23 protein-coding genes are annotated in these 23,445 nt (G+C 43.9%); 18 read left to right on the top strand and 5 right to left on the bottom strand.

Annotated elements, in window-relative coordinates; all coding sequences use genetic code 11:
* Positions 1 to 29: 29 nt before the first annotated feature.
* From BLW60_RS14465 to BLW60_RS14450, 4 genes are read right to left on the bottom strand one after another with little or no spacing between them, the layout of a single operon-like run.
* Positions 30 to 677, bottom strand: coding sequence for an HAD family hydrolase (locus BLW60_RS14465; RefSeq protein WP_242872891.1), 648 nt, complete (start codon positions 675 to 677; stop codon positions 30 to 32).
* A gap of 1 nt (position 678) precedes the next feature.
* Positions 679 to 906, bottom strand: coding sequence for a hypothetical protein (locus BLW60_RS17225; protein WP_074718616.1), 228 nt, complete (start codon positions 904 to 906; stop codon positions 679 to 681).
* 18 nt (positions 907 to 924) lie between these two features.
* A complete protein-coding gene (locus tag BLW60_RS14455; RefSeq protein ID WP_074718614.1) occupies positions 925 to 1,731 on the bottom strand; it encodes a C39 family peptidase in 807 nt (268 codons plus the stop codon).
* Positions 1,732 to 1,736: 5 nt separating this feature from the next.
* Positions 1,737 to 2,930 carry a nucleotidyltransferase gene (locus BLW60_RS14450; RefSeq protein WP_074718612.1) on the bottom strand — a complete coding sequence of 398 codons (1,194 nt, stop codon included), beginning with the start codon at positions 2,928 to 2,930 and terminating at the stop codon, positions 1,737 to 1,739.
* 230 nt (positions 2,931 to 3,160) lie between these two features.
* On the opposite strand from BLW60_RS14450, the gene BLW60_RS14445 reads away from it, so the two are divergent.
* On the top strand, positions 3,161 to 4,360 hold the full coding sequence (locus tag BLW60_RS14445) for an acetate/propionate family kinase (protein ID WP_028517380.1): 1,200 nt from the start codon (positions 3,161 to 3,163) through the stop codon (positions 4,358 to 4,360).
* Positions 4,361 to 4,462: 102 nt separating this feature from the next.
* Here the strand turns inward: BLW60_RS14445 and BLW60_RS14440 are convergent, their stop codons facing one another.
* Positions 4,463 to 5,311, bottom strand: coding sequence for a DUF3737 family protein (locus BLW60_RS14440; RefSeq protein ID WP_074718610.1), 849 nt, complete (start codon positions 5,309 to 5,311; stop codon positions 4,463 to 4,465).
* A 183-nt stretch (positions 5,312 to 5,494) separates the two neighbouring features.
* Here BLW60_RS14440 and BLW60_RS14435 point away from each other — a divergent pair, with 183 nt between their 5' ends.
* From BLW60_RS14435 to BLW60_RS14355, 17 genes are all read left to right on the top strand, one after another.
* Positions 5,495 to 6,106: an RNA polymerase sigma factor gene (locus BLW60_RS14435; protein WP_242872890.1), complete on the top strand. Its 612-nt coding sequence runs from the start codon at positions 5,495 to 5,497 to the stop codon at positions 6,104 to 6,106.
* Between the two features lie 13 nt (positions 6,107 to 6,119).
* Positions 6,120 to 7,781: a hypothetical protein gene (locus BLW60_RS14430; RefSeq protein ID WP_074718606.1), complete on the top strand. Its 1,662-nt coding sequence runs from the start codon at positions 6,120 to 6,122 to the stop codon at positions 7,779 to 7,781.
* A gap of 105 nt (positions 7,782 to 7,886) precedes the next feature.
* Positions 7,887 to 8,735 (top strand): pyridoxamine kinase, encoded by an 849-nt coding sequence (locus BLW60_RS14425; protein ID WP_074718604.1) that lies wholly within the window; start codon positions 7,887 to 7,889, stop codon positions 8,733 to 8,735.
* A gap of 2 nt (positions 8,736 to 8,737) precedes the next feature.
* Positions 8,738 to 9,136 (top strand): hypothetical protein, encoded by a 399-nt coding sequence (locus BLW60_RS14420; protein WP_074718602.1) that lies wholly within the window; start codon positions 8,738 to 8,740, stop codon positions 9,134 to 9,136.
* 107 nt (positions 9,137 to 9,243) lie between these two features.
* On the top strand, positions 9,244 to 10,017 hold the full coding sequence (locus tag BLW60_RS14415) for a SigB/SigF/SigG family RNA polymerase sigma factor (RefSeq protein ID WP_074718600.1): 774 nt from the start codon (positions 9,244 to 9,246) through the stop codon (positions 10,015 to 10,017).
* 187 nt (positions 10,018 to 10,204) lie between these two features.
* A complete protein-coding gene (locus BLW60_RS14410; protein WP_074718598.1) occupies positions 10,205 to 11,515 on the top strand; it encodes an ABC transporter substrate-binding protein in 1,311 nt (436 codons plus the stop codon).
* Positions 11,512 to 12,384, top strand: coding sequence for a carbohydrate ABC transporter permease (locus BLW60_RS14405; RefSeq protein WP_074718596.1), 873 nt, complete (start codon positions 11,512 to 11,514; stop codon positions 12,382 to 12,384). The genes BLW60_RS14410 and BLW60_RS14405 overlap by 4 nt, the downstream gene beginning before the upstream one ends.
* Before the next feature lie 2 nt (positions 12,385 to 12,386).
* A complete protein-coding gene (locus BLW60_RS14400) occupies positions 12,387 to 13,214 on the top strand; it encodes a carbohydrate ABC transporter permease (protein ID WP_081348284.1) in 828 nt (275 codons plus the stop codon).
* The gene (locus BLW60_RS14395; protein WP_074718592.1) at positions 13,211 to 14,326 is read left to right on the top strand and encodes a glycoside hydrolase family 88/105 protein; all 1,116 of its coding nucleotides are present in this window, start codon (positions 13,211 to 13,213) and stop codon (positions 14,324 to 14,326) included. The genes BLW60_RS14400 and BLW60_RS14395 overlap by 4 nt, the downstream gene beginning before the upstream one ends.
* Before the next feature lie 129 nt (positions 14,327 to 14,455).
* The gene (locus BLW60_RS14390; protein ID WP_074718590.1) at positions 14,456 to 14,893 is read left to right on the top strand and encodes an NfeD family protein; all 438 of its coding nucleotides are present in this window, start codon (positions 14,456 to 14,458) and stop codon (positions 14,891 to 14,893) included.
* 38 nt (positions 14,894 to 14,931) lie between these two features.
* Positions 14,932 to 15,948: an SPFH domain-containing protein gene (locus tag BLW60_RS14385; protein ID WP_074718588.1), complete on the top strand. Its 1,017-nt coding sequence runs from the start codon at positions 14,932 to 14,934 to the stop codon at positions 15,946 to 15,948.
* Positions 15,949 to 16,108: 160 nt separating this feature from the next.
* Entirely contained in the window at positions 16,109 to 17,299 is a 1,191-nt protein-coding gene (locus BLW60_RS14380) for a hypothetical protein (protein ID WP_074718586.1), read from the top strand.
* Between the two features lie 383 nt (positions 17,300 to 17,682).
* Complete coding sequence (locus BLW60_RS14375; protein WP_278289925.1) at positions 17,683 to 19,020, top strand: MBOAT family O-acyltransferase; 1,338 nt, start codon at positions 17,683 to 17,685, stop codon at positions 19,018 to 19,020.
* Between the two features lie 15 nt (positions 19,021 to 19,035).
* Positions 19,036 to 20,517: a DHHW family protein gene (locus BLW60_RS14370; RefSeq protein ID WP_074718582.1), complete on the top strand. Its 1,482-nt coding sequence runs from the start codon at positions 19,036 to 19,038 to the stop codon at positions 20,515 to 20,517.
* Positions 20,518 to 20,526: 9 nt separating this feature from the next.
* On the top strand, positions 20,527 to 22,323 hold the full coding sequence (locus BLW60_RS14365; protein ID WP_074718580.1) for an HAD-IIIC family phosphatase: 1,797 nt from the start codon (positions 20,527 to 20,529) through the stop codon (positions 22,321 to 22,323).
* Complete coding sequence (locus BLW60_RS14360) at positions 22,320 to 22,562, top strand: acyl carrier protein (RefSeq protein ID WP_072949349.1); 243 nt, start codon at positions 22,320 to 22,322, stop codon at positions 22,560 to 22,562. Before BLW60_RS14365 ends, BLW60_RS14360 begins: the two co-directional genes overlap by 4 nt.
* The gene (locus tag BLW60_RS14355; protein ID WP_081348283.1) at positions 22,562 to 23,422 is read left to right on the top strand and encodes a metallophosphoesterase; all 861 of its coding nucleotides are present in this window, start codon (positions 22,562 to 22,564) and stop codon (positions 23,420 to 23,422) included. Before BLW60_RS14360 ends, BLW60_RS14355 begins: the two co-directional genes overlap by 1 nt.
* Positions 23,423 to 23,445 lie beyond the last annotated feature (23 nt).

The raw sequence follows: 23,445 nt of genomic DNA, 5'->3' as shown, positions 1-23,445 counted from the left end.
AAACAGCATGGGACGAACCAAGTCCGCCCCTAAATTATATTTATTATCTCATCAAGCGATCTTACGTAGTGATCGCATATTTTCATTATATCTTTACTGTCAGCTTCGGAAACAGGATCGTATACTCCTACCGTTACAAAGCCTGCGGCTCTGGCAGTCTCTATGCAGTGGAGAGAGTCCTCGATAACAAGTGTATCACAGGGCTGTGTTCCCAGAATTTCCGCTCCTCCGAGGAAAATGTCGGGGAAGTTCTTTCCCTGCGGATATTCCCTGTCTGTAAGCAGAAAACCTATCCTTTCGTATACTCCGCAGCGTCTGAGTGCGGCTTCGGCAAGTCCTTTGTAAGTAGCTGTTGCTACGCCGTAGGGTATGCCGCGGCTGTCAAAAAAGTCCATGACCTCAGCTGCATGAGGTTTCAAAGGTATCTTGTTCTCATACCTGTCACGCACCATTTCTTCAATACGGTGTATGACATATTCCTTTGTACAGCTCAGTCCGAAGCGGTCTATGAAATATTGAGATGACTCGTCAACTGTCATCTTCTTGACTATATCCGATATATCGGGCGGAATGTCTTTCACGCCGTTCTCGTCAAGGAATTCCCTGTCGATACTGCTCCATACCGTCATTGAATCAAGCAGTGTTCCGTCAAGATCAAAAATAACGCCTTTTATCAAATTACTCCTGTTCCTCCTCGGCAGGTATTTCTTCTTCAGCAGGCTCGGGCGGCTGTTCAGCTTCTTCAAACTCAATAAGAACCATATCAGGTGCAGGTTCTGTTGCAGGTTCAGCATCGGCGATACGCATCGCTTCCTCTTCCGCCATTATTCTTTCAGCCTCTTCCTCCTCAGCTTTTCGCTGTGCAGCGTTACGGCTGAGAATCGACGACTTTTCTCTTTCACGCACAACGAATTTGCCATTTGTCTATGAGTTTCCGCATATGATCACAGCCTGATCTCCCATAAACTGATATGCATCGTTGAAAGGAGCCATTTCATATTTCACATTGCCTTTAAGCGGATCGGCTACTGATAAAGTCCTTTCATCAAGATCGTATCCGTAGATCACCATACAGTGCTGCAAGCCATTGAACCACATTTTCTCACCGTCGATCGTGTCCCAGTAATACTCCGTCGGCATTACCATAAGGTCGATAGTACTCCAGACTATAACAGGTCTGCCCTGTGCCACCTGATAAAGCAGCTCTTTCAAAGAGCGTCCTGTTATATTCACTGCATAGCAGGGAGAAAGTATAGACTCAAAATAATCATCTGCCGTCTGTACTATCACAGGTGCACAGCAGCCAAAGCCCTCTTCAGATTTCGGATCTCCGATATATGCGTGCATCATGGTAGATACGCCGACATTGTCCATCGGCATGAATTCATCGGCAAGCGTAACCTTGTCTATATCAAAGCCGAGATAATTCAAAACTCCGCACAGTGAGGTCACTTCACAGCCTGTAGGGAGCTCGGGATTTTGCAAAAGCGCTTTAAAATCGGAGATCTCGTACTTATTCGGGAACAGCTCGCCTTCCTTTACGCTTATATCAAGAACAAATTCCTGTTCGTTCTTAAAACTGTAAGTATCCTCGGTCTCAGTAACCAATTCAGCTTTTTTAGAAAAGTCTGATGAATTATCCTGTGCATACTCTGTAACACTGCCGCACGAAGTAATTGTAAGCGTAGCTGCTGCAAATACAGCTGCTAAAGCCGGAAAGTCACCATTCATAACACTTACTCCATATCTATCATAATTTTCGCCCTGTAGTCCTTCTGTGCAGAAGTTACAGTCTCAAGAGCAAGACCGTATATATCCGATGCCCTGATCTCGAGTTCCGCAAACCTTTCGGCAGTTTCCCCAAGCTGTGATAACTTTGCTATCGACGAGGCAAAAGGTATCTTCGTCGAACCCTTTGCACTGGCAAGTATCTCCCTGCCGCGCTCGTTGAAAGCAAGTATCCTGCCGTATGGCGGAAGCCTTCTCATATCCTCTTTGGTTATCCCAATAAGTAATGCAAGGATTATTCGTCTTATCCTTGCCATTGTGTATCGTTTCGTCTTTACAGTAAACAGCAGTTCATCAAGCGAGCCTGCCATTCTTGCGCCGTAAATACGATGCTCAAGCCCCTGTCCTACATCGTATATGTGTGCTATTTCATCTGTTGTACTGCTCCGCAGCTTGTATAATATGACTCTTTCGAGCCTGCTCATGGAAGCTATCTCGCCCTTTGACATTGCTGCCGTTATGGCAGCTGCCCACTCGGAAGTGGTGTATTCCGAGATATTCGCCCTCTTCTGTATCCGCTCTCTCAGATAAGAAGCACTTGCAAAGCCGTTTTCCGCAGTTTTTCCGTCATGGACCGCATTTACACGCTTCACGGTAAATGGCTTTATATTGCTGTCAAGCTTTTTCAATGCTCTGAGATATTCAATTGCCAGAAGATTGTTGGGCTCGGATATTATGGAAGCAGCCTCTCCGTCTATGCCGTTCACCACTGAGCTCAGCGCACGGGGATAGGTATAGCCCTTTTCCATTATGCTCCTGATCTCGTCGGAATGTGATACCGCTATGGTATTCACCGTGTCCATAGCTTCAAGAAGCTTAGCTACATCGCCACATTCGCTGCCGAATGACAATTCGTCGACTGCTCCGAGAGCATCGAGCAGATATACAGCTCCTGCTGCAAAGCCCTCTGCTGAAGCCAGACTGTACTGCACGGGAAGCTCTATCACAAGGTCAGCTCCGCAGCGTACTGCCAGACGTGCCCTTTCAAGCTTGTCTATAACAGCTGTATCTCCGCGCTGTACAAAGTTTCCGCTCATAACGGCTACGATATGTGTAGCTCCGTTATCACGGGTCTTTTGTATGTGGTAAAGATGTCCGTTATGGAACGGATTATACTCGCATATTATACCGCTGACTTTCATTTTACTACCTCTTTTCATAAATTTCAATGTTTTTCATCAATTTTCAATCAACTTTACAGAATATTTATTCAATGTTGTGCGGTTTTCGGCATTTTGCAGTACCAAATAACGCGCTTTTGCAAGCATTTCGTCCTTTTTACAACGGTAAATTTGAAAAAAGGACTTGCAATTTTCAAAAAATAGTATATAATAATATATGCAAAATATATTTTGAAAGGAATTTACATAATATGATCATCTTAGTTGTTAATGCAGGAAGCTCTTCCCTGAAGTATCAGCTCATCGACATGAGCGATGAGAGCGTTATCGCAAAGGGTAACTGCGACCGTATCGGAATTGACGGACATATCAATCACAAGACTGCTGACGGCAGAGTTCTTGATGAGGACTGTGCATTCCCTACACATACAGAGGCTTTCATGAAGCTTGTTGACTGTCTCACAAAGGGCGATGCAAAGGTTATCGACAGCATGGACGCTATCTCTGCTGTTGGTCACAGAATAGTACAGGGTGCTGACGTTTTCGACAAGTCTGTTCTCGTTACAGATGAAGTTATCGACAAGATCGACGAGCTCCGCGAGCTTGCTCCTGTTCACAACCATGCACACGCACTCGCTCTCAGAGCCTGCAAGAGCGTTATCCCTGCAAACGTTCCTCAGGTCGTTGTATTCGATACTGCATTCCACCAGACAATGCCTCCTAAGGCTTATATGTTCGGTCTCCCCTATGATGATTATGAGAAGCTCCACGTAAGAAAGTACGGCTTCCACGGCACATCACACCGTTTCGTATCAAAGGCTCTTGCTGACGCTATGGGCAAGGACGTTAAGGATCTCAAGATCGTTTCATGCCACCTGGGCAACGGTTCTTCAATCACTGCTGTAAACGCAGGCAAGTCTGTTGATACTTCTATGGGATTTACTCCTCTTGACGGTGTTGTTATGGGTACAAGAACAGGTTCTGTTGATCCTTCTGCTGTAACATTCGTTGCTGACAAGCACGGCTTTACACCTTCACAGATGAGCGAATATATGAACAAGAAGTCAGGATTCCTCGGCGTTTCAGGCGTTGGCTCTGATAACCGTGATATCCAGGAAGCTGCTAACAACGGCAACCAGAAGGCTCAGCTCGTTTCCGATATGCTCACATATGAGATCCAGAAGTACATCGGTGCTTACGCTGCTGCTATGAACGGCGTTGACGCTATCCTCTTCACAGGCGGTATCGGTGAGAACTCATGGGAAGTAAGAGAAGCTGTATGCCAGAACATGGATTACTTCGGAATAAAGATCGACGAAGCTCTCAACCGCACTATCCGCGGCAAGCTTACAAAGATCTCCACACCTGATTCAAAGATCGAGGTATGGATCGTTCCTACAAACGAAGAGCTCCTTATCGCAAGAGATACACTTGCTCTTATCTCTAAGTAATTCTAACATATATACAGAAATAAATCAATGTATAGCAGAGCCTCGGCGCATTTATTGTGCCGAGGCTTTTTTCGTTCATCGTGAATGGGTTCTGCCCATGCTTCATTCAGTTTTTTCAGCGCAGATAATCTTTGTTCTTGTTATGTCCACCTTATCCTTTTCAAGTATCATCTCGCCTACGGAAGATGCCTGTATTATGCCGCAGGTAGGATTTTTGATACTGTCTATGTGTCCTCTGATATCTGCATTTACTGTTGAATACTCAAATGCAAGGTCGGTATTCGGCAGCTTGCAGTTCCTCATACTGAGATTTTCAATATAGCACATTCCCTGATGGCTCTCGACGATACAGTTCACAAGAACGATATTCCTCGAATTCCAGCCGAAATAATCACCTTTTATTGTAGAATCATAAATTATAACATTCTCGGTGTTCCAGAATGCGTCCCTTGAGTTGATCACGGAATTACGGACAGTTATGTTCCTTGCGCCGTCAAAGCAATGGTCGCCGTCAAGCTCAAGTCCTGATATCTCCATACCGTCGCAGTCCATACCAAGATAATCGCCCTTTACCTTGACATTGTACATACGGATATTATTGCATTTCCATAATGTCTCGTTGCTGTTGGTAAACTGGACATTGCGCAGACTTATACCCTTTGAACGGCGGAAAGTCTTAGGAGCGTCTATCACTGTATCTGAAATGTTTACATCGGAGGTATACCACATTCCGTCACAGCCGCTTTCGTCTATCCTGCAATCCTTCAGCTTTATGAAGTTACTGTACCAGAGAAAATATTTTGACTTGAATGTGCAGTCGGAAAGTTCAATATACCTTGTGTGTTTGAGTGGAGCTTCGCCGTCATCAAAGACAGTTCCGCTTATTCTGAGTTCATTGTCCTGAAACAGAGCTCTTTCCCCCGTCAGAGTCTCGTTGAGTATTTCTTTCATAATCTCACTCCTTATTGAGTTTTTCTACAATTATAACACAAATTTATTAATAAAGCAACATTAAAAGTAAATTTTTACCAAAATATTTATTCCCTTTATTTTATTGCATATTCCGCTTATCAATAATTTTATAAAAATCATTTTTTAGTGCACCACTTTACATTCCTCTTCCGTATGTGTATAATGAAAGCAAACGTATACGGCAAAATGCTTTCATGTGAGGAGGTGGGATATATGACCGATAACGAGATAAAAGCGAAGCTCAGGCAGTCAGCCGAAGAAGGCTTCAGGGCTCTGTTTGACGAATACTGGAGCTACTGCTACACCATTGTTTTCAGCGTTCTGCGCGGCGTTGGCTCTCAGAGTGATATTGAGGACTGCACCTCGGACGTTATCAGCGATGTGGCTATGAATTATAATTTGATGCATGAAGGATCGCTGAAAGCCTATATCGGTACTTCTGCAAAAAGACGGGCAATAGACATTAAACGCTCGCTTGTTTCTCATACATCGAAAAATGTCCCGCTGGAAGATGATTTAAGCTCATCTCTCCCCTCCGCTGACAATATAGAAGCTCAAACTGAAAATGCCGAGCTGTCAGAGATGCTCCTCGCACGGATAAGCTCCCTCGGTGAGCCTGATGCTTCTATTATAATACATAAGTTTTTCTATGAACATAATTCCTCCGAGACCGCAAAAATTCTCGGAATGAACCCCATAACCGTGAGAAGCAGGCTGAGACGTGCTCTGAAAAAGCTGAAATCTCTTCTTGCGGACCTTGATATAACTTTGTAAAGGAGGTAAACCTATGAAAAAGAATATCTCTGATATTCTGCACAGAGCAGGAGATAAAACTATCGAAAACATAGCCGACAACTATACTGCCGCTGATAAAAAGACAGCACAGCGCATTTACGCTAAAAGTCTGGAGAAAATGAACCTGTCGCCCGAAAACAGCGAGACATTCGTTGCCGAGCGTGTCAGCCGCTCCCCTGTACTTCGTCCTATTCTAATAGTTGCAGCCTGTATGTTCGTGGTAGGCGGCGCAGTGTTCGGACTGCTTAAAATGAACGCTCCTTCGCCTAAGCCTTATGTGGAAGAGCCTGTGGTTGTGGCTACTGCTACTACGGTAACAGGAACTGATACCGTAACTGCCGAAGATGCGGACACGACCGAAACTACAGCGGTAAATGAGGAAAAATCTGAGGATACGGGCACAAAAAAGGTGCAGACAACAAGCACAAAAGCAGATATTACCGTAAAAATGGCAGGAAACGCTAAAACTACAGATGCAGCAAAGACAAATACCACAAAGGCAAATGCTTCAACTAAGCGCACTAACAAAACTACCGCCAAAACCGCAACTGCTGCAAAAACAAGCGTTACTTCTGCTGTAAAGACTAAAAGCATGACTCTTGCAGAGATAGAAGAATGGGAAGACAAGCACTGGGCTTGTTTAATGGTGCGCGAAAGAGCTATACTCAGCGGCGAGATAAGTGCAGATTCGCCCCGTGTCACACTTGCGCAGGTAAAGCAGTTCATTGCTGAAAGCTCAAATTTCGATGAGATATACAGGAAGATAAGAACCGTTCAGCCATACTATGATGTAAACGGCGGCAGCGGCGTTAACCTCATTGAATACTGGGTCAGCGGAAGCAGAAATGACATAGTTATGGTTTGTCCTGAGGGCAAGACCATAACCCACATCACCTGTACTGACGGTGATATATACGGAAATACAGCAAAAACAGAGGAATTGTACACAGAAAAGGCTGTAACTAAGCAGCCAACTGTAGAAAAGCCCGAATATGCAGGTGTTATTACAACTGAAGAGGTATTGAATATAGCGAAAAACAGTAATTATCTGAAAATGGAGGATTTCCGCAAATACTGCTCTTATTCAAATTATTATGACAACTCGCATATGAAATTTAAAATCTCCGACCGTGACAACTGGTATCTGAATATATCTGCCAACTATGACGGCAGTATCGCTGTATGCAGCCTCGTTGACAACGTTGGTCACAACAGCGTTGATATCCACGTAACACAGTATCAGCAAGTGCTCGACTTGGTAAATGACTGGACATTGACTGAAGCGATAATAGCAGCTCCCACAGCAGGTACTATAACCCTTGATGATGTTGTACGTCTGCATAACGAAAAGGGAGAGGATCTTGATCCTTCGGATTTCAGTCCGTATCTCAACAGGACATTTATCTCGAATAAAAGCGATGTTATGAAATTCAGAGTCATAAACGGAGCAACCTACAGAGTATCAAAAGAAAATGTCGTATACCTGACTTTAGTACCGGGCTACGGCAGACCGCTTATAAGTGCTTTCCTGCATAATGCCGATATGTCTCTTAGTACAGATATACTTAATACTATTAATCCAAACGGCGATTATAAGACCGAATTTGACCTTCTAATGGCACTCAACTCTGAAAAACCTTGGTTCGTAGAGTAAAACATGAAAAAGCTGCTGTGAAAACGGCAGCTTTTTCTTTTCCACATATTGACAAAGGCATTTATTTGGGGTATAATCAAAAATTGATGAATACATACTGAAAGAATGATGAACATGAAAAAGATCGTTTCTATACAGGACATTTCCTGCTTCGGAAAATGCTCCCTGACAGTGGCTCTGCCTATAATTTCTGCTATGGGTATCGAGACAGCCGTTATCCCTACAGCTGTACTGTCAACTCATACGGGCGAAGGCTTCAAGGATTACACATTCCGCGACCTTACAAGCGATATCCCTGCTATAGCTGCTCACTGGAAAAGCATGGATTTAAAGTTCGATGCACTGTACACAGGCTATCTCGGTTCGCAGGAACAGGTGCAGATAGTATCGGACTTCTTTGATGACTTCGGCACTGACAACAATTTTATCATCGTTGATCCCGTTCTCGGTGATGCAGGCAAGCTCTATGCAGGCTTTACGCCCTCTTTCGTTGCGGAAATGCGCAGGCTCTGCTCAAAGGCTGATTTCATTCTCCCAAATATGACAGAGGTGGCTTTCCTCCTCGATATACCTTACACTGAGGACTACGATGAGGACTATATAAAAAATGTTCTCATAAAGCTCTCAGAGCTTGGCTGCAAAACTCCTATCATTACGGGAGTACACTTCGATGACAAGCTACAGGGCGCAGCTGCCTATGATTCGGTAAACGATAAATTCTACTTCTCATTCGGCAAGAATATAAACTCACGCTTCCACGGTACGGGTGATATCTTTTCAAGCGTTTTTTCGGGTGCCTGCGCACTCGGCAAGGATATGCAGCAATGCCTCGATATCGCTGTAAAGTTCACTCTCGACTGCATAGAAGCTACTATCCCGCATATGGAGGAAACATGGTACGGAAGCTGCTTTGAGCTCTGTCTCGGCAAGCTTATCGAATATGTCAAGGAGTAACTATGATAGTATTAATTAAAGAAACTGCTCGATTTATCAAGGACAACAGCAAAACCCCTGACAGTCTGTGCTGCGCAGAAGCTTTATATGGCATAATCAACGGCAGTATGTCAGAAGCGACTGCCATTTCAGCAATATCCTCAAAGCTTTTGAAAAAAGTCTGGATATACGATAATGTTCCAAACTGTGCTACAGCATTTGTCGTTACTACAATAAAACTGCTGAGAGATATCCTCGTAGCTCAGCACTACTGGATAGCTCAGGACATAGCCGATCTTCTGATCGCTATGCCAAGCAAGGAAAAACTCAGCGACAGAAATGCTGTCTTTGATTTCAATGCTGTAAGCATACGCTCGTTTAATCAGAAATATCCGTTCCGCATACCCGAAATAGTTATTTGAAGGAGCAGCAAAGCTGCTCCTTTTTCCATGCCATTTTTTACCTGTGATTACAATAATGCAATAAGGCAATAATATCCTCGTAACCATTTTTACGGAGGATATTTTCAATGGCATACAATAAAGTCGTTATCGCAGGGATAAATACCTCGGAGCTTACCGTACTGAAAGAAGATGAAAAGATAGCACTGCTCAAGGAAATACGCGCCAGCGGCAGCAAGGCTGCAAAGGATAAGCTCATAAAAGGCAATCTGCGCCTTGTTCTAAGTGTTATACAGCACTTTACGGGACGAGGCGAGGATATCGACGATCTGTTCCAGATAGGTGTTATCGGGCTCATAAAAGCTATAAACAACTTCGATCTCACGAAGGAAGTGCGTTTTTCCACCTACTGTGTTCCGATGATAAGCGGTGAGCTTAGACGTTACCTCAGAGACAGCAGCCATGTCAAGATAAGCCGTTCACTCCGCGATCTGGCATATAAGGCTATACAAGCCAAGGAAAAACTAACGAATTCTCTACAGCGTGAGCCGAATATTGATGAGATATCAAAGGAGGTAGGCGTCAAACGTGCAGATGTAGTTATCGCTCTTGAAAGTATAAGCGATCCTGTGTCGCTGTATGAGCCAGTTTACTCAGACTCTGAGGATAATCTCTACATTATGGATCAGATAAGTGACCTTAACGACGTTGAAAGCTGTATGGACGAGCTCACTATCCGCGATGCCATAAAGGATCTTGGGGAACGCGAGAAAAATATCCTTTATCTCAGATTTTTCCGCGGAAAAACTCAGGTGGAAGTTGCAAGTGAGATAGGTATATCTCAGGCGCAGGTCTCACGGCTTGAAAAAAGTGCTATCAAACGGATAAAAAGCAGTATATAATACAGCCTTTAGCCATTAGCCCTTAGCCGAAGGCGACACAATTGCTAACGACTAAGGGCTTTTTTATTTACATGGGCTGATAATACTCCCCCCTGTTTATTTTGTCTGAATTCACTATTTTTCTATTGATTTTTAAGCGTAAATGATGTATAATTACTGTAATATCATTTATTCGGGATCTGAGAGTATGAAAAAAATATTTTTAAAGATCGCAGCTGTATGCTGCGCAATGTCGCTCTCTGCCTGCTCGGCAAAAACGGTACACAAAGTCACTAAGCCCGATGGGAAACTTGATAAGTGCAGCCTGCGCTTTTCATGGTGGGGCGGTGACGACAGACACGAAGCTACTTTAAAAGCCATTGAACTGTGGAACAAGAAGCACCCCGATATCACCATAACTCCCGAATACGGAGGCTGGGACGGCTGGTCGGAAAAGGTCACTTCACAGGTAAAGGGTGGCACTGAACCCGATATCATGCAGATAAACTACGACTGGCTCATTTCCATGTCCCCTGACGGGAACGGATTTTACGACCTCGATGAACTGAGTTCACAGCTTGATCTCTCTCAGTTCGATGAAGAGGTGCTATCTTTCGGCAGAGTCAGCGGAAAGCTCAACGCTGTTACGGTATCGGTAAGCGGAAGAAGTCTTTTCTATAATTCCGAGGTTTTCAGCAAAATGGGGGCTGATTACCCAGAAACATGGAACGAACTTATGGCTCTCGGCAACAGCTTCGGTGCAGACGGGCTTTATCCTCTTGACCTTGATATACAGTCGGGAGGCACTGCATGGTATCTGGCGGTGGTTTATGTTCAGCAGCAGACAGGCAGACAGTTCATTACCCTTGACGGCAGGCTCGGCTTTACCGTCGAGGACATAAAAACTGCACTCAGCTTCTATAAGCAGCTGGAGGAAAGCCATGTCATACGTACTGTAAGGACACGCACTGACGAGGACGGTAATGCCGCGCTGTATCAGTCGCCTGAGTTCATAGGCGGAAGAGTTGCGGGTGTTCTCGAATGGGGCAGCGCAGTTGGAAAATATGAATCGGTACTGGCGGAGGGTGTTCTTGAAGCAGGTCCGCTGCTTACCGATGAGAACGGCTGCTCTGACGGCTGGATGATAAAGCCGTCGCTGCTGTATGCTGTATCTAAAAACACAGAACATCCCGATGAAGCGGCTGCTTTCATCAATTTCCTGCTCAATGACGAAGAATGTGCGGAAATACTCGGCACTACACGCGGTATACCTGCGTCACACAAGGCAGAAGCCGCTTTGAAAAACAGCGGTGAGCTGAAAGGGCTCTCAAAGGAAAGCGATGATATCCTCCGCAATGCCGATACTGTCACGATAAGCCCTTACATGGAGCTCTCGCGCATGAAGGAATTCTATAACCAAGCTATAGAATCCGTATCCTACGGGACTGCCGATATTGACAGTGCGGCACAGCAGATGTTCGACTCAGTGAATAATTATCTGGAGAAGATAAGAAAATGAAATCCCGAATTTACCGAAACTCTGTGGGCGTAAGCAAATTCACAGGTCTTGTATTGATACTTCCGTTCATTATCGGTGCGATACTTTTTATCGTATATCCTTTTGTATGTTCCTTTGTTGTGGGACTTACCGATAACAGCGGCTGCCTGAGTTTCAATAACTACAAAAACATACTGTCTGACAGGAATATTCGTCAGGCTTCAATGGTAACTCTTAAATATACTGCTGTACTTGTACCGCTTAAACTTGTAGTATCGCTCCTTGCGGCTCTACTGCTCAACTGCGAACTGAAAGGTATCGGATTATTCCGCACAGCTTTCTACATACCTTCTATATTAGGCTCTAACCTTGCGGTCATAATAATGTGGCAATACCTTTTCACCTCGGACGGACTGGTAAATCAGCTGCTCAGTGCAGCAGGCATAGCTCCCGTCGGCTGGTACGGAGATACAAATGCCGCGCTGTTTATAATAGTGCTGCTGAGAGTATGGGAATTCGGCTCGACTATGGTCATATTCCTTGCTGCTCTCCGCGATATCCCCAAAGAACTGTACTATGCTGCAAAGGTAGACGGCTGCGGCAGGATAAAGGCATTTTTCTACATTACTCTCCCACAGCTCAAAAACATCATATTCATAAACCTTGTACTGCAAACAATTGCTGCGATGCAGGAATTCAACGCACCATACATGATAACAGGCGGCGGTCCACTGGGAAGTACCAGAACTATCGGTATGTACATTTATGATGAGATGTTCAGGTACGGCGACGACGGAACTGCAAATGCTGTTTCATGGCTGCTTTTCGTTATCATCGGCATTATCGTTATGCTGATGTACAAGTTTACCAGCAGACTGAGGAGGGACTAACTATGAAAAAAATCCTTCTTTATCTTGTACTTGCTTTTATAAGTATCATTATGCTGTATCCGCTTCTGTGGCTGTTCGGTGCGTCGTTCAAATCAAACGATGAGATATTCACCACTATATGGTTCATGCCCAAAAGCTTTGACACAGATGTGTACAAAAAGGCATGGGAAACTGTTACCCCATACACTATGGGACACTATTTCATCAATACTTTTCTGATAATCATACCAAAGACCGTATTTGCCGTGCTCTCCTCAGTGCTTGTGGCTTACGGCTTTGCAAGATTTGATTTTCCGCTGAAGAAATTCTTCTTCGCGCTACTTATATGCGGTATGCTGATGCCGTCTATCGTTACGATAATGCCGCAGTATTATATGTGGAGCAAGCTCGGTCTCCTCGATACATATATACCTCTTACTCTCCCCTCTCTTTTCGCCTGTGAAGGTATGTTTGTATTCATACTTATACAGTTCATGAAAAGAGTACCGAAGGAGTTCGATGAGGCTGCCCGTATAGACGGCTGCGGCACTTTAAAAACATTGTTCTTTGTGCTCATGCCATGCATAAGACCTGCTGTTGTTTCAATTGCTGTCTTTACATTTCTCTGGACAATGAACGATTTCCTCTCACCTCTCATAATGATACAGTCTGTTGAAAAATATCCCCTCTCCCTTGCTCTGAGACTATCCGTTGACAGCACGGGACAGGGATATGAACAGAAAAAAATAATCGCTATGTCAGTGATAGGTCTTATACCTTCTGTTGCAGTATTTGCTCTTGCGCAGAAAAAATTTATCAGCGGTATCACCGCAGGAGGACTCTCGGGATGACAAGACCTGATACTATCATAAACAATTATATCGAAAAACTCATATTGACCTCTGAGCCGCTTTCTCCGCTTTGGAACGTTGAAAGCTCCGTTTACGGCAAAGTTCCCAAATGGAACTACATCGACAACTGCATGATAACCGCTCTTCTCATGCTGTACGATCTCAGTGGAGATGAAAGACTGCTGGGATATTCCGTCAAATTCACGGATACCTATGTGAATAAGGACGGCAATATCCCTACAATAAACTACGCAGATTACAATCTCGATAATCTCAACGGCGGAAGAAATCTTATCGACCTCTGGAAGCTCACAGGTGCGGAGCATTACCGTCTCGGTTTTGAAAAGCTCTGGAATGAACAGGTGCTTCGTCAGCCACGTCTCAGCTGCGGAAGCTTCTGGCATAAGGCTGTATATCCTGATCAGATTTGGCTTGACGGAACTTACATGGCTCTGCCTTTTATGGCAGAGTACGGAAAGCTCCACGATCTACGCGGTGTTATTGATGATGCAGAAAGACAGCTCTGCGACATCAAACGAATATCCCGCGATCCGAAAACAGGCCTGTACTATCACGGTTATGATGACACCAAAACTATGATATGGGCTGACAAGATCACAGGACTTTCACCCGAATTCTGGCTGCGCTCAAACGGCTGGCTGTGCGCCGCGCTGGCTGATACTTTTGAGATACTGACAGATCCGAGAATAGGCAGACAGCTTGCGGAAATGCTGGGCGATATCACAAAATACTGCCGTGATGACGGTATGCTTTATCAGCTTCCGCTGAAGCCTGAGCTTGAAGGCAATTATCCCGAAACAAGCGGTACTCTCCTTGTGGCTTATGCTGCTCTGAAAGCTGCAAGGCTCGGTGTATGCGGAGACGATATCCGTCAGATAGGTCTGAAAGCCTTCAATACCATTACCGAAAAATTCATTAACACAGAGTCGGAGATACCCGTCCTCGGAAATATTTGTCTCGTTGGCGGTCTCGGCGGTGAAAACGAACGTGACGGTTCAGCAGAATACTACCTCAGCGAAAAGATAACCGAAAATGATGCAAAGGGCATAGCTCCTTATATCATGGCGTTTACAGAGATTAAAAAGATGTAAAAATAATACTCTCCGAACAAAAATATTTGTTCAAAAAACGGCACTTATACTTGAAAAGTTCACACTTTTGTGATATAATATTTCCTGTAGGGATTACTACAAATATTTTTTGTGAAAGGGGGCCTCGTTATGGGTGTTCTGTTTTGGGCTTGTGCTGTTGTAGCTTTCGTAGTTGCCGAAGTTATCACCGTCCAACTCGTTTCGATCTGGTTCGCTGCGGGTTCTATGGTCACAATGCTGTTCAGCTATTTCTATAAGCTTAACGCTATCGAGCAGTTGGGAATATTCATCATTTCTTCTTCGATCTTCCTGCTGTTGAGCATACCGTTTCTTAGAAATCGCCGAAAGAAAAACGACTTCGTTGCCACTAATGCCGATCTTGATATAGGCAGACACGCAACCGTTATTGAAGTTATAAACAGCGATAAAGGTACAGGACGAGTCACTTTAAATGGGGTAAGTTGGAGTGCCGTTCCTGAAAACGAAAACGAAATCATACCTGAGGGTACGATCGTTGTCGTAAAACAAGTTATGGGCGCAAGATTACTCGTCGCACCAGAAAAGTAACAAACTAAATCCACTATTGTTTTTTGGAGGTATTTAAAATGGATCCATTCAAGATCATTGTATTGTTAGTTATTGTTTTCCTGTTATTCGTTATCGTAAGATCATTCAGGATAGTTCCGCAGGCTCACGTATTCGTTATCGAGCGTCTCGGTTCCTTCCATGCTGAATGGGATACAGGTCTTCACATTCTCGTTCCTTTCATCGACAGGATCGCAGGTAAGGTATCATTAAAAGAAAAAGTCGTTGACTTCAAGCCGCAGCCTGTTATCACAAAAGATAATGTTACCATGCAGATAGATACCGTTGTGTTCTATCAGGTAACTGACGCTAAGCAGTACATCTACGGTGTTGAAAGACCTCTCGCAGCTATCGAGAACCTTTCAGCTACAACACTCCGTAACATCATTGGTGAAATGGAACTTGATGCTACTCTTACTTCAAGAGACGTAATCAACTCAAAGATCACTGCTATCCTCGATATGGCTACAGACCGCTGGGGTATCAAGGTAAACCGTGTCGAGCTCAAGAATATCCTTCCTCCTCGTGAGATACAGGACGCTATGGAAAAGCAGATGAAGGCTGAGCGAGAGCGTCGTGAAAAGATTCTTCAGGCTGAAGGTGACAAGAAGTCTCAGATCCTTGTTGCAGAAGGTGAAAAGGAATCTCAGATCCTCCGCGCACAGGCTAAGAAAGAGTCTCAGATCCTCGAAGCAGAAGCTCAGAAGCAGGCTATGATCCTCAAGGCTGACGCTGTAAGAGAGCAGAAGATACTTGAAGCTACCGGTGAATCAAAGGCTATCGAAATGGTACAGCAGGCACTTGCCGAGAGTATCGTAAAACTCAATCAGGCTAATCCTAATGAGAGAGTTATCCAGCTCAAGTCTCTTGAATCCTTCGCAAAGGCTGCTGACGGTAAGGCTACAAAGATCATTATCCCAAGTGAGATACAGGGCCTTGCAGGTCTTGCTATGGGACTCAAGTCTATCGTTGAAAAAGACACTGTTCCTGCAAAAGGCAGCAGTGAAACAAATTTCCATGATTATCAGGCAAACTGAACTTAAACTTTCAAATGCTTCCCTTTTCGGGAAGCATTTTTTATTGCTCAATTAAAGAAAGTTTCATTGTCTGTCAATACAAACGCATATATTTCTATAAGTAACTGATGATATAAGGAGTAATATTCACATCTTCCTGTCCTAAAAGGAGGTATCGCATATGAAAAAATTCATTTCTATTATCACCTCAGTACTGACTGTTTTTTCCGCATCTTCCTTAACCGCTTTTGCTGACGGTTCACTTGATTTTTCAGATGATCTTATCACGCATAAAACAAATACCCGAATTGTCGGCGACCTTAAAGAAGATGGAGAAATAAGTGTAGGCGACCTTGTTATCATGGCTCATATTATGCACGGAAACAGATCTGACGCTGATGGAAGGTATTATTACGACGAGCTTGGGTATTCCGATCTGAATTTCGACCTTTCCACCGATATTTTTGACATTATCGAGCTCAGAAAGCTTGTAATATCACCCGAAAAAGCCTTTAAAATCGTAAGTGATGCCGATATTTTATCCTCAGCAAATAAAGCGAGCAATGTTGCTGCCTTTATAAGGTCGCCCGAGGATATAACTTCTTATCTTTCTGGCATAGGGACAAGTGAGGAAGAAATACAGCAATATCTTGATATCTACGATGACGATTTCTTTAAGGACAGTGATGTTGTCTTTGGCACACTTGTCCAGGAATACGGCAATGGCATACATTTCAGATACCCTGAAGCATCTTTTATGGTTGGAAAATTTGCAGAGGTTTTTGAAGTTACCGAAGAATCAAAATATGAACAAGCAGCCGAATTATTAAATGTTGATATTGAAACCCTGAAAAACTCAAATATTTACACGCTCATAACATATCAGGAGTATAATACACACCCTATGCTTTATCCCAAAACCGATAAGGTAATTCTTTTCCGTACAACCGTTCCGAAGAGTATATATGACCAGTCAAACGGTATAGGTCTTGTATGGGATTTTGAATTATTCGTTCCTGAGTACCGTGCACACGCATTTGATTCTCCTGACGGTAAGCATCACATATATATTACCGCAGTAGAAGATGATTTTATGGACGACAGCTGCACTTATATGTTTTTCAATATAAATAATGATGGATCATACAAGTATTATGGCGAATATTATGACTATTACGACCTTGATAAATTCAACTGTGACTATATTCTAACAACTGACGGCATGTTCCCTGCTTATAAATTCGGCGACAATGTCAGGATAGTATGGGCTGATTCATTTGCAATAATAGAATTTCAGGTTGATGAATGGGATGATAAATACGAGGATTATAGAAAAGAATGGAAATACGCAGCAACTATTGATTTCGACTGACCACATAATCACAGCTCTTATCCCCCTTTCCCGTAATTAGAAAGGGGGATTTTTATCTGTCAAAAACGCCGCATAAAAAATGAGCTTTTTTGTAGTTTGATACGATTTTTAAAAAAAGCTGCCGAATTTTGAAAATCGTCCCCTTTTTCGCTTGCATTTCCACTGCTTTTGTTGTATAATATTCTGTGCAGGCTTGCAATGGTCTGTACAAGTTTTCAACTTTGATAATACTTTTATTACTTTACATTGCTCCGCCTGCTTTTACGCGGTATCACTACAGACAGATATAAAAAGATTATTTGCAACAAGGCGGTAGAACAATGGTTTTTTCGAGATTATTCTTTATATATATTTTTCTTCCTCTGTGCCTGCTGTGCTATGCTTTGGCACGAGGAACTAAAGCTAAAAATACGGTGTTGATAATTTTCTCACTTGTTTTCTATGCTTGGGGAGAACCCGTGTATATCTTCCTTATGCTCATTACTGCTGTCGTCAACTATTCAGCAGGTCTGCTCATCGGGAAGTATCAGGGTAAAAAGGGCGATACTGCGGCAACAGCAGCTGTTGTCGTCTATGACCTCCTCATGCTCGGAGTATTCAAGTACAGCGGTTTTATCGTGGAAAATATCAACGCCCTTTTTTCGTCCTCAATACCCGTTCCTGATATAAAACTGCCAATAGGTATAAGCTTTTATACCTTCCAGACCATATCATATATCATAGACTGTCACTGGGAAAAGGTAAAGCCGCAGAAAAGCTTCAAGAATTTCCTGCTTTTCCTTACGCTGTTCCCACAGCTGGTAGCAGGTCCTATCGTAAGATACAGCACTATCGAAAAAGAGATCGAAGAACGCACCATTACTCTCAGTGATGTTTCATACGGTCTTAACAGAGTCGCACTCGGTCTCGGAAAAAAGGTACTTTTAGCAAATCAGCTCAGCATTATCGCAGACAGCTTCCTCGGCAATATCGGAAGCTCTACTATGCTTGGCGCATGGTACGGCGTAATTGCTTACGGCTTGCAGATATACTTTGATTTCTCGGGATATTCCGACATTGCTATCGGACTCGGAAGAGTTTTCGGCTTCCATTTTGACGAAAACTTCAAACACCCGTTCATATGCAGGGATATTACCGAATTCTGGCAGCGCTGGCACATATCTCTCAGCACATTTTTCCGCGACTATGTGCTCTATATCCCTATATTCGGCAAGCGCAGAAAGTACGGCGGACTCTTCCTCGTATGGCTCTGCACAGGTATATGGCACGGTGCAAGCTGGAACTTCATAATATGGGGACTTTATTACGGTATCTTTGTTTTCATCGAAATGAAGATAGGCAAGAAAAATATGAAGAAGATACCGATCGTTATCCGCCATATCTACAGCAAATTCGTTATATTCGTAGGATTCGGCATATTCTATTTTGAGAAGCTCGGCAAACTCGGCACATTCTTCAAAACAGCCTTCGGCTTCGGCAAAAACGGCTTTATCGCAGTTCAGGATAAAATATCTCTCATGAACAATATGTACCTTATGATATTGGCTGTTATCTGCTGTTTCCCGATACTGAGCAGTATCAAAAACATTTCGGACAAGCATTATGTAACAAAGGTGACTGTTTCTTCGGCAGCTGCAATTGCTGCTGCTTTGCTGCTCATAGTTACAAGTGTTATGCTTGTCGATGCAACTACAAATCCGTTCCTTTATTTCAGATTTTAAAGAGGAAAACAACAAATGAGTGAGAATAATAAGAATACAACGTCCGAAAAAGATAAAAACAAGGACGCTGAAAAAAGCTCTGTCCGTCCCGAGCCTGTTATATCAATAGCAGCTTCGGATCGTGAAAATACAGAGATAGATATACCTGTAAAGGCTAAAAAGCTCCGCAGAGAACGCAGAAAAAAGACTATGAACACTATCGCGCTCTCAAATATTATCCTTATTGGAGCTCTCCTTGCAGGCGGTTTTGCATACATGACACTACTCCCGCATGAGACAAAAGCTGATGACGAGAACCGTATGCTCACCAAATTCCCGAAACTATCTGCCAAGTCATATGCAAGCGGTCAGTATACAGAGGGAATTGCTGATTATTTCGATGATACAGTCCATAACAGAGCTAATATAAAGGAGTTCATCGCTGACAACCTTATGCCGCTGAAAGGCAGAAAATACGGCGGCAGCGATGACGGCGCAGAGCTTTACGGAAGCAGTGCCAAGAAAAAGAAGTCCATATCTGCTGTTACAACCACAAAGCCGTTTATACCTGAAATCACGACCGAAACTACAGCTGTGCAGGCTGCAACAGAACCTGCTACGGAAGAACCTGCTCCTGCTGAGGGTGAGCTCACGAACAATATCCTTATCGTGAACAAACGCGGTATCACTCTTTACGGCGGCGGCTGGGGAACTGAGCTGGAATACGCTTCATATCTGAATGCTTACAAGGAAAAGCTGGGAAATGTCAACGTTTATTCAATGGTGCTCCCTACTTCAAGCTCTTTCTATCTGCCTGACAACTATAAAGACCTTGCTCACAGCGAGAAGGAAGATTTCGACAACATTGACGGCGCATTGCAGAACGTTATGTCAGTTGATGCATATTCAGCTCTTAACGCCCATAAGGACGAGGCTATCTACTCCCGTACAGATCATCACTGGCAGCCGCTGGGTGCTTATTATGCTGCTGAGAAATTCGCACTCACAGCAGGTGTGCCATTTGCCGATCTTTCCGAGTATGAGACAGTTACACTCCCAGGCTATGTGGGTACACTGTATATGTATACTCAGAGTGCTACTCTCCTCAATAATCCCGAGGACTTCGTTTACTATAAGCCAAAGGTACCTGTAACAGTAACCCAGTACGATACACATTTCCAGAACCCTGTTGTGGCTAATCTCCTGCTTGACCCGTCAGTAATGCCTAATTCGGGCTATTATATGGTATTCGGCTCGGACGAGAGGATAGTCCACGTAAATACAGAGTGTAAAAACGGAAGGACTCTCGTTATTTTCAAGGACAGCTACGGAAACGCTCTTCTGCCTATGCTCACAAGCTCGTTTGAGAACATCTATCTCTGCGATATCCGCTATTTTGAGCTTAATGCCATTGATTTCATAAATCAGGTTGGAGCTACAGACCTGCTGTTCTCAATGTGTTCGTTCTCGGCTGTAGGCGTGAACAGAAACAGTATATACAACAATCTTATCAGATAAGGAGACATAATGAAAGAGCTTGATTTTCCTTTTGATGCTGCCTATATAATGAGAAAAAAACGCGGTCTGCGCAAGGAGCTCCTCAGCGACGGCAGCGTCCGCATAAAGAAAAAGATCGCCGTTCTCGGCGGCTCAACTACCGATCATATAGTTTCAGCTCTTGAGCTTTTTCTGCTGAATTCAGGCATAGAACCTGAGTTTTACCAGTCTGAATACAATAAATTCTATGAAGATGCTGTTTTCGGCAATGCCGGGCTCGACAGCTTCTCCCCCGATATCATATATATCCATACGACTTCAAGAAATCTTACCCTTATCCCTGACAGTCCTTCAGAAACTGCCGAAGCCGTTCATTCAAGGCTCGATGAGCAGGAAGATATATTCAGACAGGTATGGGAAAGCCTTGAAAAGCGTTTCTCCTGCCCTGTTATACAGAATAATTTCGAGCTCCCGCTGTTCCGCCGCTCAGGCAGCTTCGACGGCTGGAGCACCTGCGGTCAGGCTGCTTTTATCCAGCGCATGAACGTTTTTGTGTCTGACTGGGCGCGTACACACAAGGGATTTTTCGTAAATGATATCAACTATCTTTCATCAGTCTGCGGACTTACAAAGTGGCATAACGCCGATGACTGGTATCTCTATAAATATGCCATGAGCACAGAGGTAATCCCCGACCTTGCCTACAGCATCGCCTGTATCATCAAGTCGGTATACGGCAAAAACAAAAAGGTCATTGACCTTGACCTTGATAATACACTGTGGGGCGGCGTTATCGGTGATGACGGTCAGGAAGGCATCGAAATAGGTCCCGAAACTGCCACAGGACAGTCATTCAGCGAGTTCCAGTCATTTCTTAAAGGCTATAAGGACTACGGCGTACTTCTTGCTGTTTGCTCAAAAAACGAAGAAGAAAATGCCCTTCTCGGATTGAAGCACCCCAGCAGTATACTTGCTCCCGAGGATTTTGTGTCCATAAAGGCAAACTGGCAGCCAAAGGATCAGAATATTGCCGAGTCCGCTGACGAACTTTCTCTTGGCATAGACTCCTTCGTGTTCGTTGACGATAATCCTGCGGAATGTGCCATTGTTGAGGGGCAGCTGCCGTCAGTGCAGACAATTCCCGTAACAAGCGTTCACGATGCTATGTATATGCTTTCAAGAAGCGGATATTTCGAGATAACTTCCCTTTCCGCCGATGATATGCACCGCTCGGAAATGTATGCTGCAAATGCCAAAAGAGCTGCTCAGCAGAAGCAGTTCGGAAGCTATACTGATTACCTGCTTAGTCTTGATATGACCGCTGTAATAAGCGGATTTGAGCCCGTTTACATTCAGCGTGTGACTCAGCTCACCAACAAGAGCAATCAGTTCAACCTTACTACAAGACGCTATACCGAAAATGAGATACAGCAGCTAAGCAACAGCAGCGATCATATCTGTCTCTGCGGTCAGCTCAGTGATAAATTCGGCGACAACGGCATAGTTTCGGTAGTTATCGGAAAAATAAACGGCAATGCTCTTGATATCGAGCTGTGGCTCATGAGCTGCCGTGTTCTCAAACGTGATATGGAGCTTGCTATGCTTGACGAGCTTGTAAGTCAGGCTAAGGCTAAGGATATCACAAGGCTCAACGGCTATTACTATAAAACCGCAAAAAACAATATGGTATCGGAGCTGTACGGTGATTTCGGCTTCACACTTGATGAAAAAGCCGAAAACGGAGACGCTGTATGGCATCTTGATATCACTGACTATAAAAAGAAAAATAAAGTCATAAAAACAAAAGAAAAGGAGCTTATAAAATGAACACTAATGAAATAATCCCAAGACTTAATGAGGTTTTTCGCGATGTTTTCGGAGACTCTTCTATCTCGGTCACAGCTTCAACTACAGCTGACGATATTGATGACTGGGACAGCATTGAGCACATCAACCTCATCGGTGCTGTTGAAGCTGAATTCGGTATGCGCTTCAAGATGCGCGAAGTCTCAGGCATGAAGAATGTGGGAGAAATGATAAACATTATCGCAGAAAGAGGAAAATAATGGGTAAGAAATTATCCCCGAAAACTAAAAAGAAGCTCAAAATACTGCTTATACTCTTTGTTATCTATGTTATCCTTACTGCATGGGGATATGTGATGCAGACTGTAAAGTACAAGGTAAAGTCCGACAAGCTTGACAAGGGACTGAGGATAGTATTCATCTCCGACCTGCATAACTGCTTCTACGGCGGTACAGATCAGTCGGCTCTAATTGAAAGAGTACACGATGCCGCTCCCGATATCGTTGTATTCGGCGGAGATGTCATTGATATGTGGGGCGGTACAGAACACGCCCTCACCCTTATAAGAGCTCTCAGCAGCGAGTATCCCTGCTTCTACTCCCCGGGCAATCACGAGGAAATGAGAAGCGATATCGAGGATTTTTACAATGAAGTTAGGACGATATGTCCCGTACTTATGGGCGAAGATCACGCAGATATCACTGTAAACGGACAGGATATACGACTTTTCGGTGCTATAAATGCTGAGGTCTGCTATAAGTACTCAACTCAGCTTCAGGAGTGCTTCGATGATCTTGACGATGAACATTACAATATACTCGTTGCTCATCAGCCCGAAGATATCGACTATTACCTCGGCGAAGGCTTCAATACCGATAAGGATTTCGACCTTATATTATCGGGACACGCTCACGGCGGTCAGTGGAGGATACCAAAGCTACTCGATCAGGGACTTTACGCCCCACAGCAGGGATTGTTCCCGAAATATACCACAGGTATGTATCATTACGGCGATACAGTCCACATAATAAGCCGCGGACTTGCAAGACCGCTTAGAATGATATTCATACCAAGAATTTTCAATCGTCCTGAGTTTTCGGTAATAGATATAAACAGATAAAACGCCTGTATTTCCAAGAAAAA

This window comes from Ruminococcus flavefaciens, from assembly GCF_900108555.1.
GTDB lineage: Bacteria > Bacillota > Clostridia > Oscillospirales > Ruminococcaceae > Ruminococcus > Ruminococcus flavefaciens_P.
This window is presented reverse-complemented; position numbering and strand designations above follow the sequence as displayed.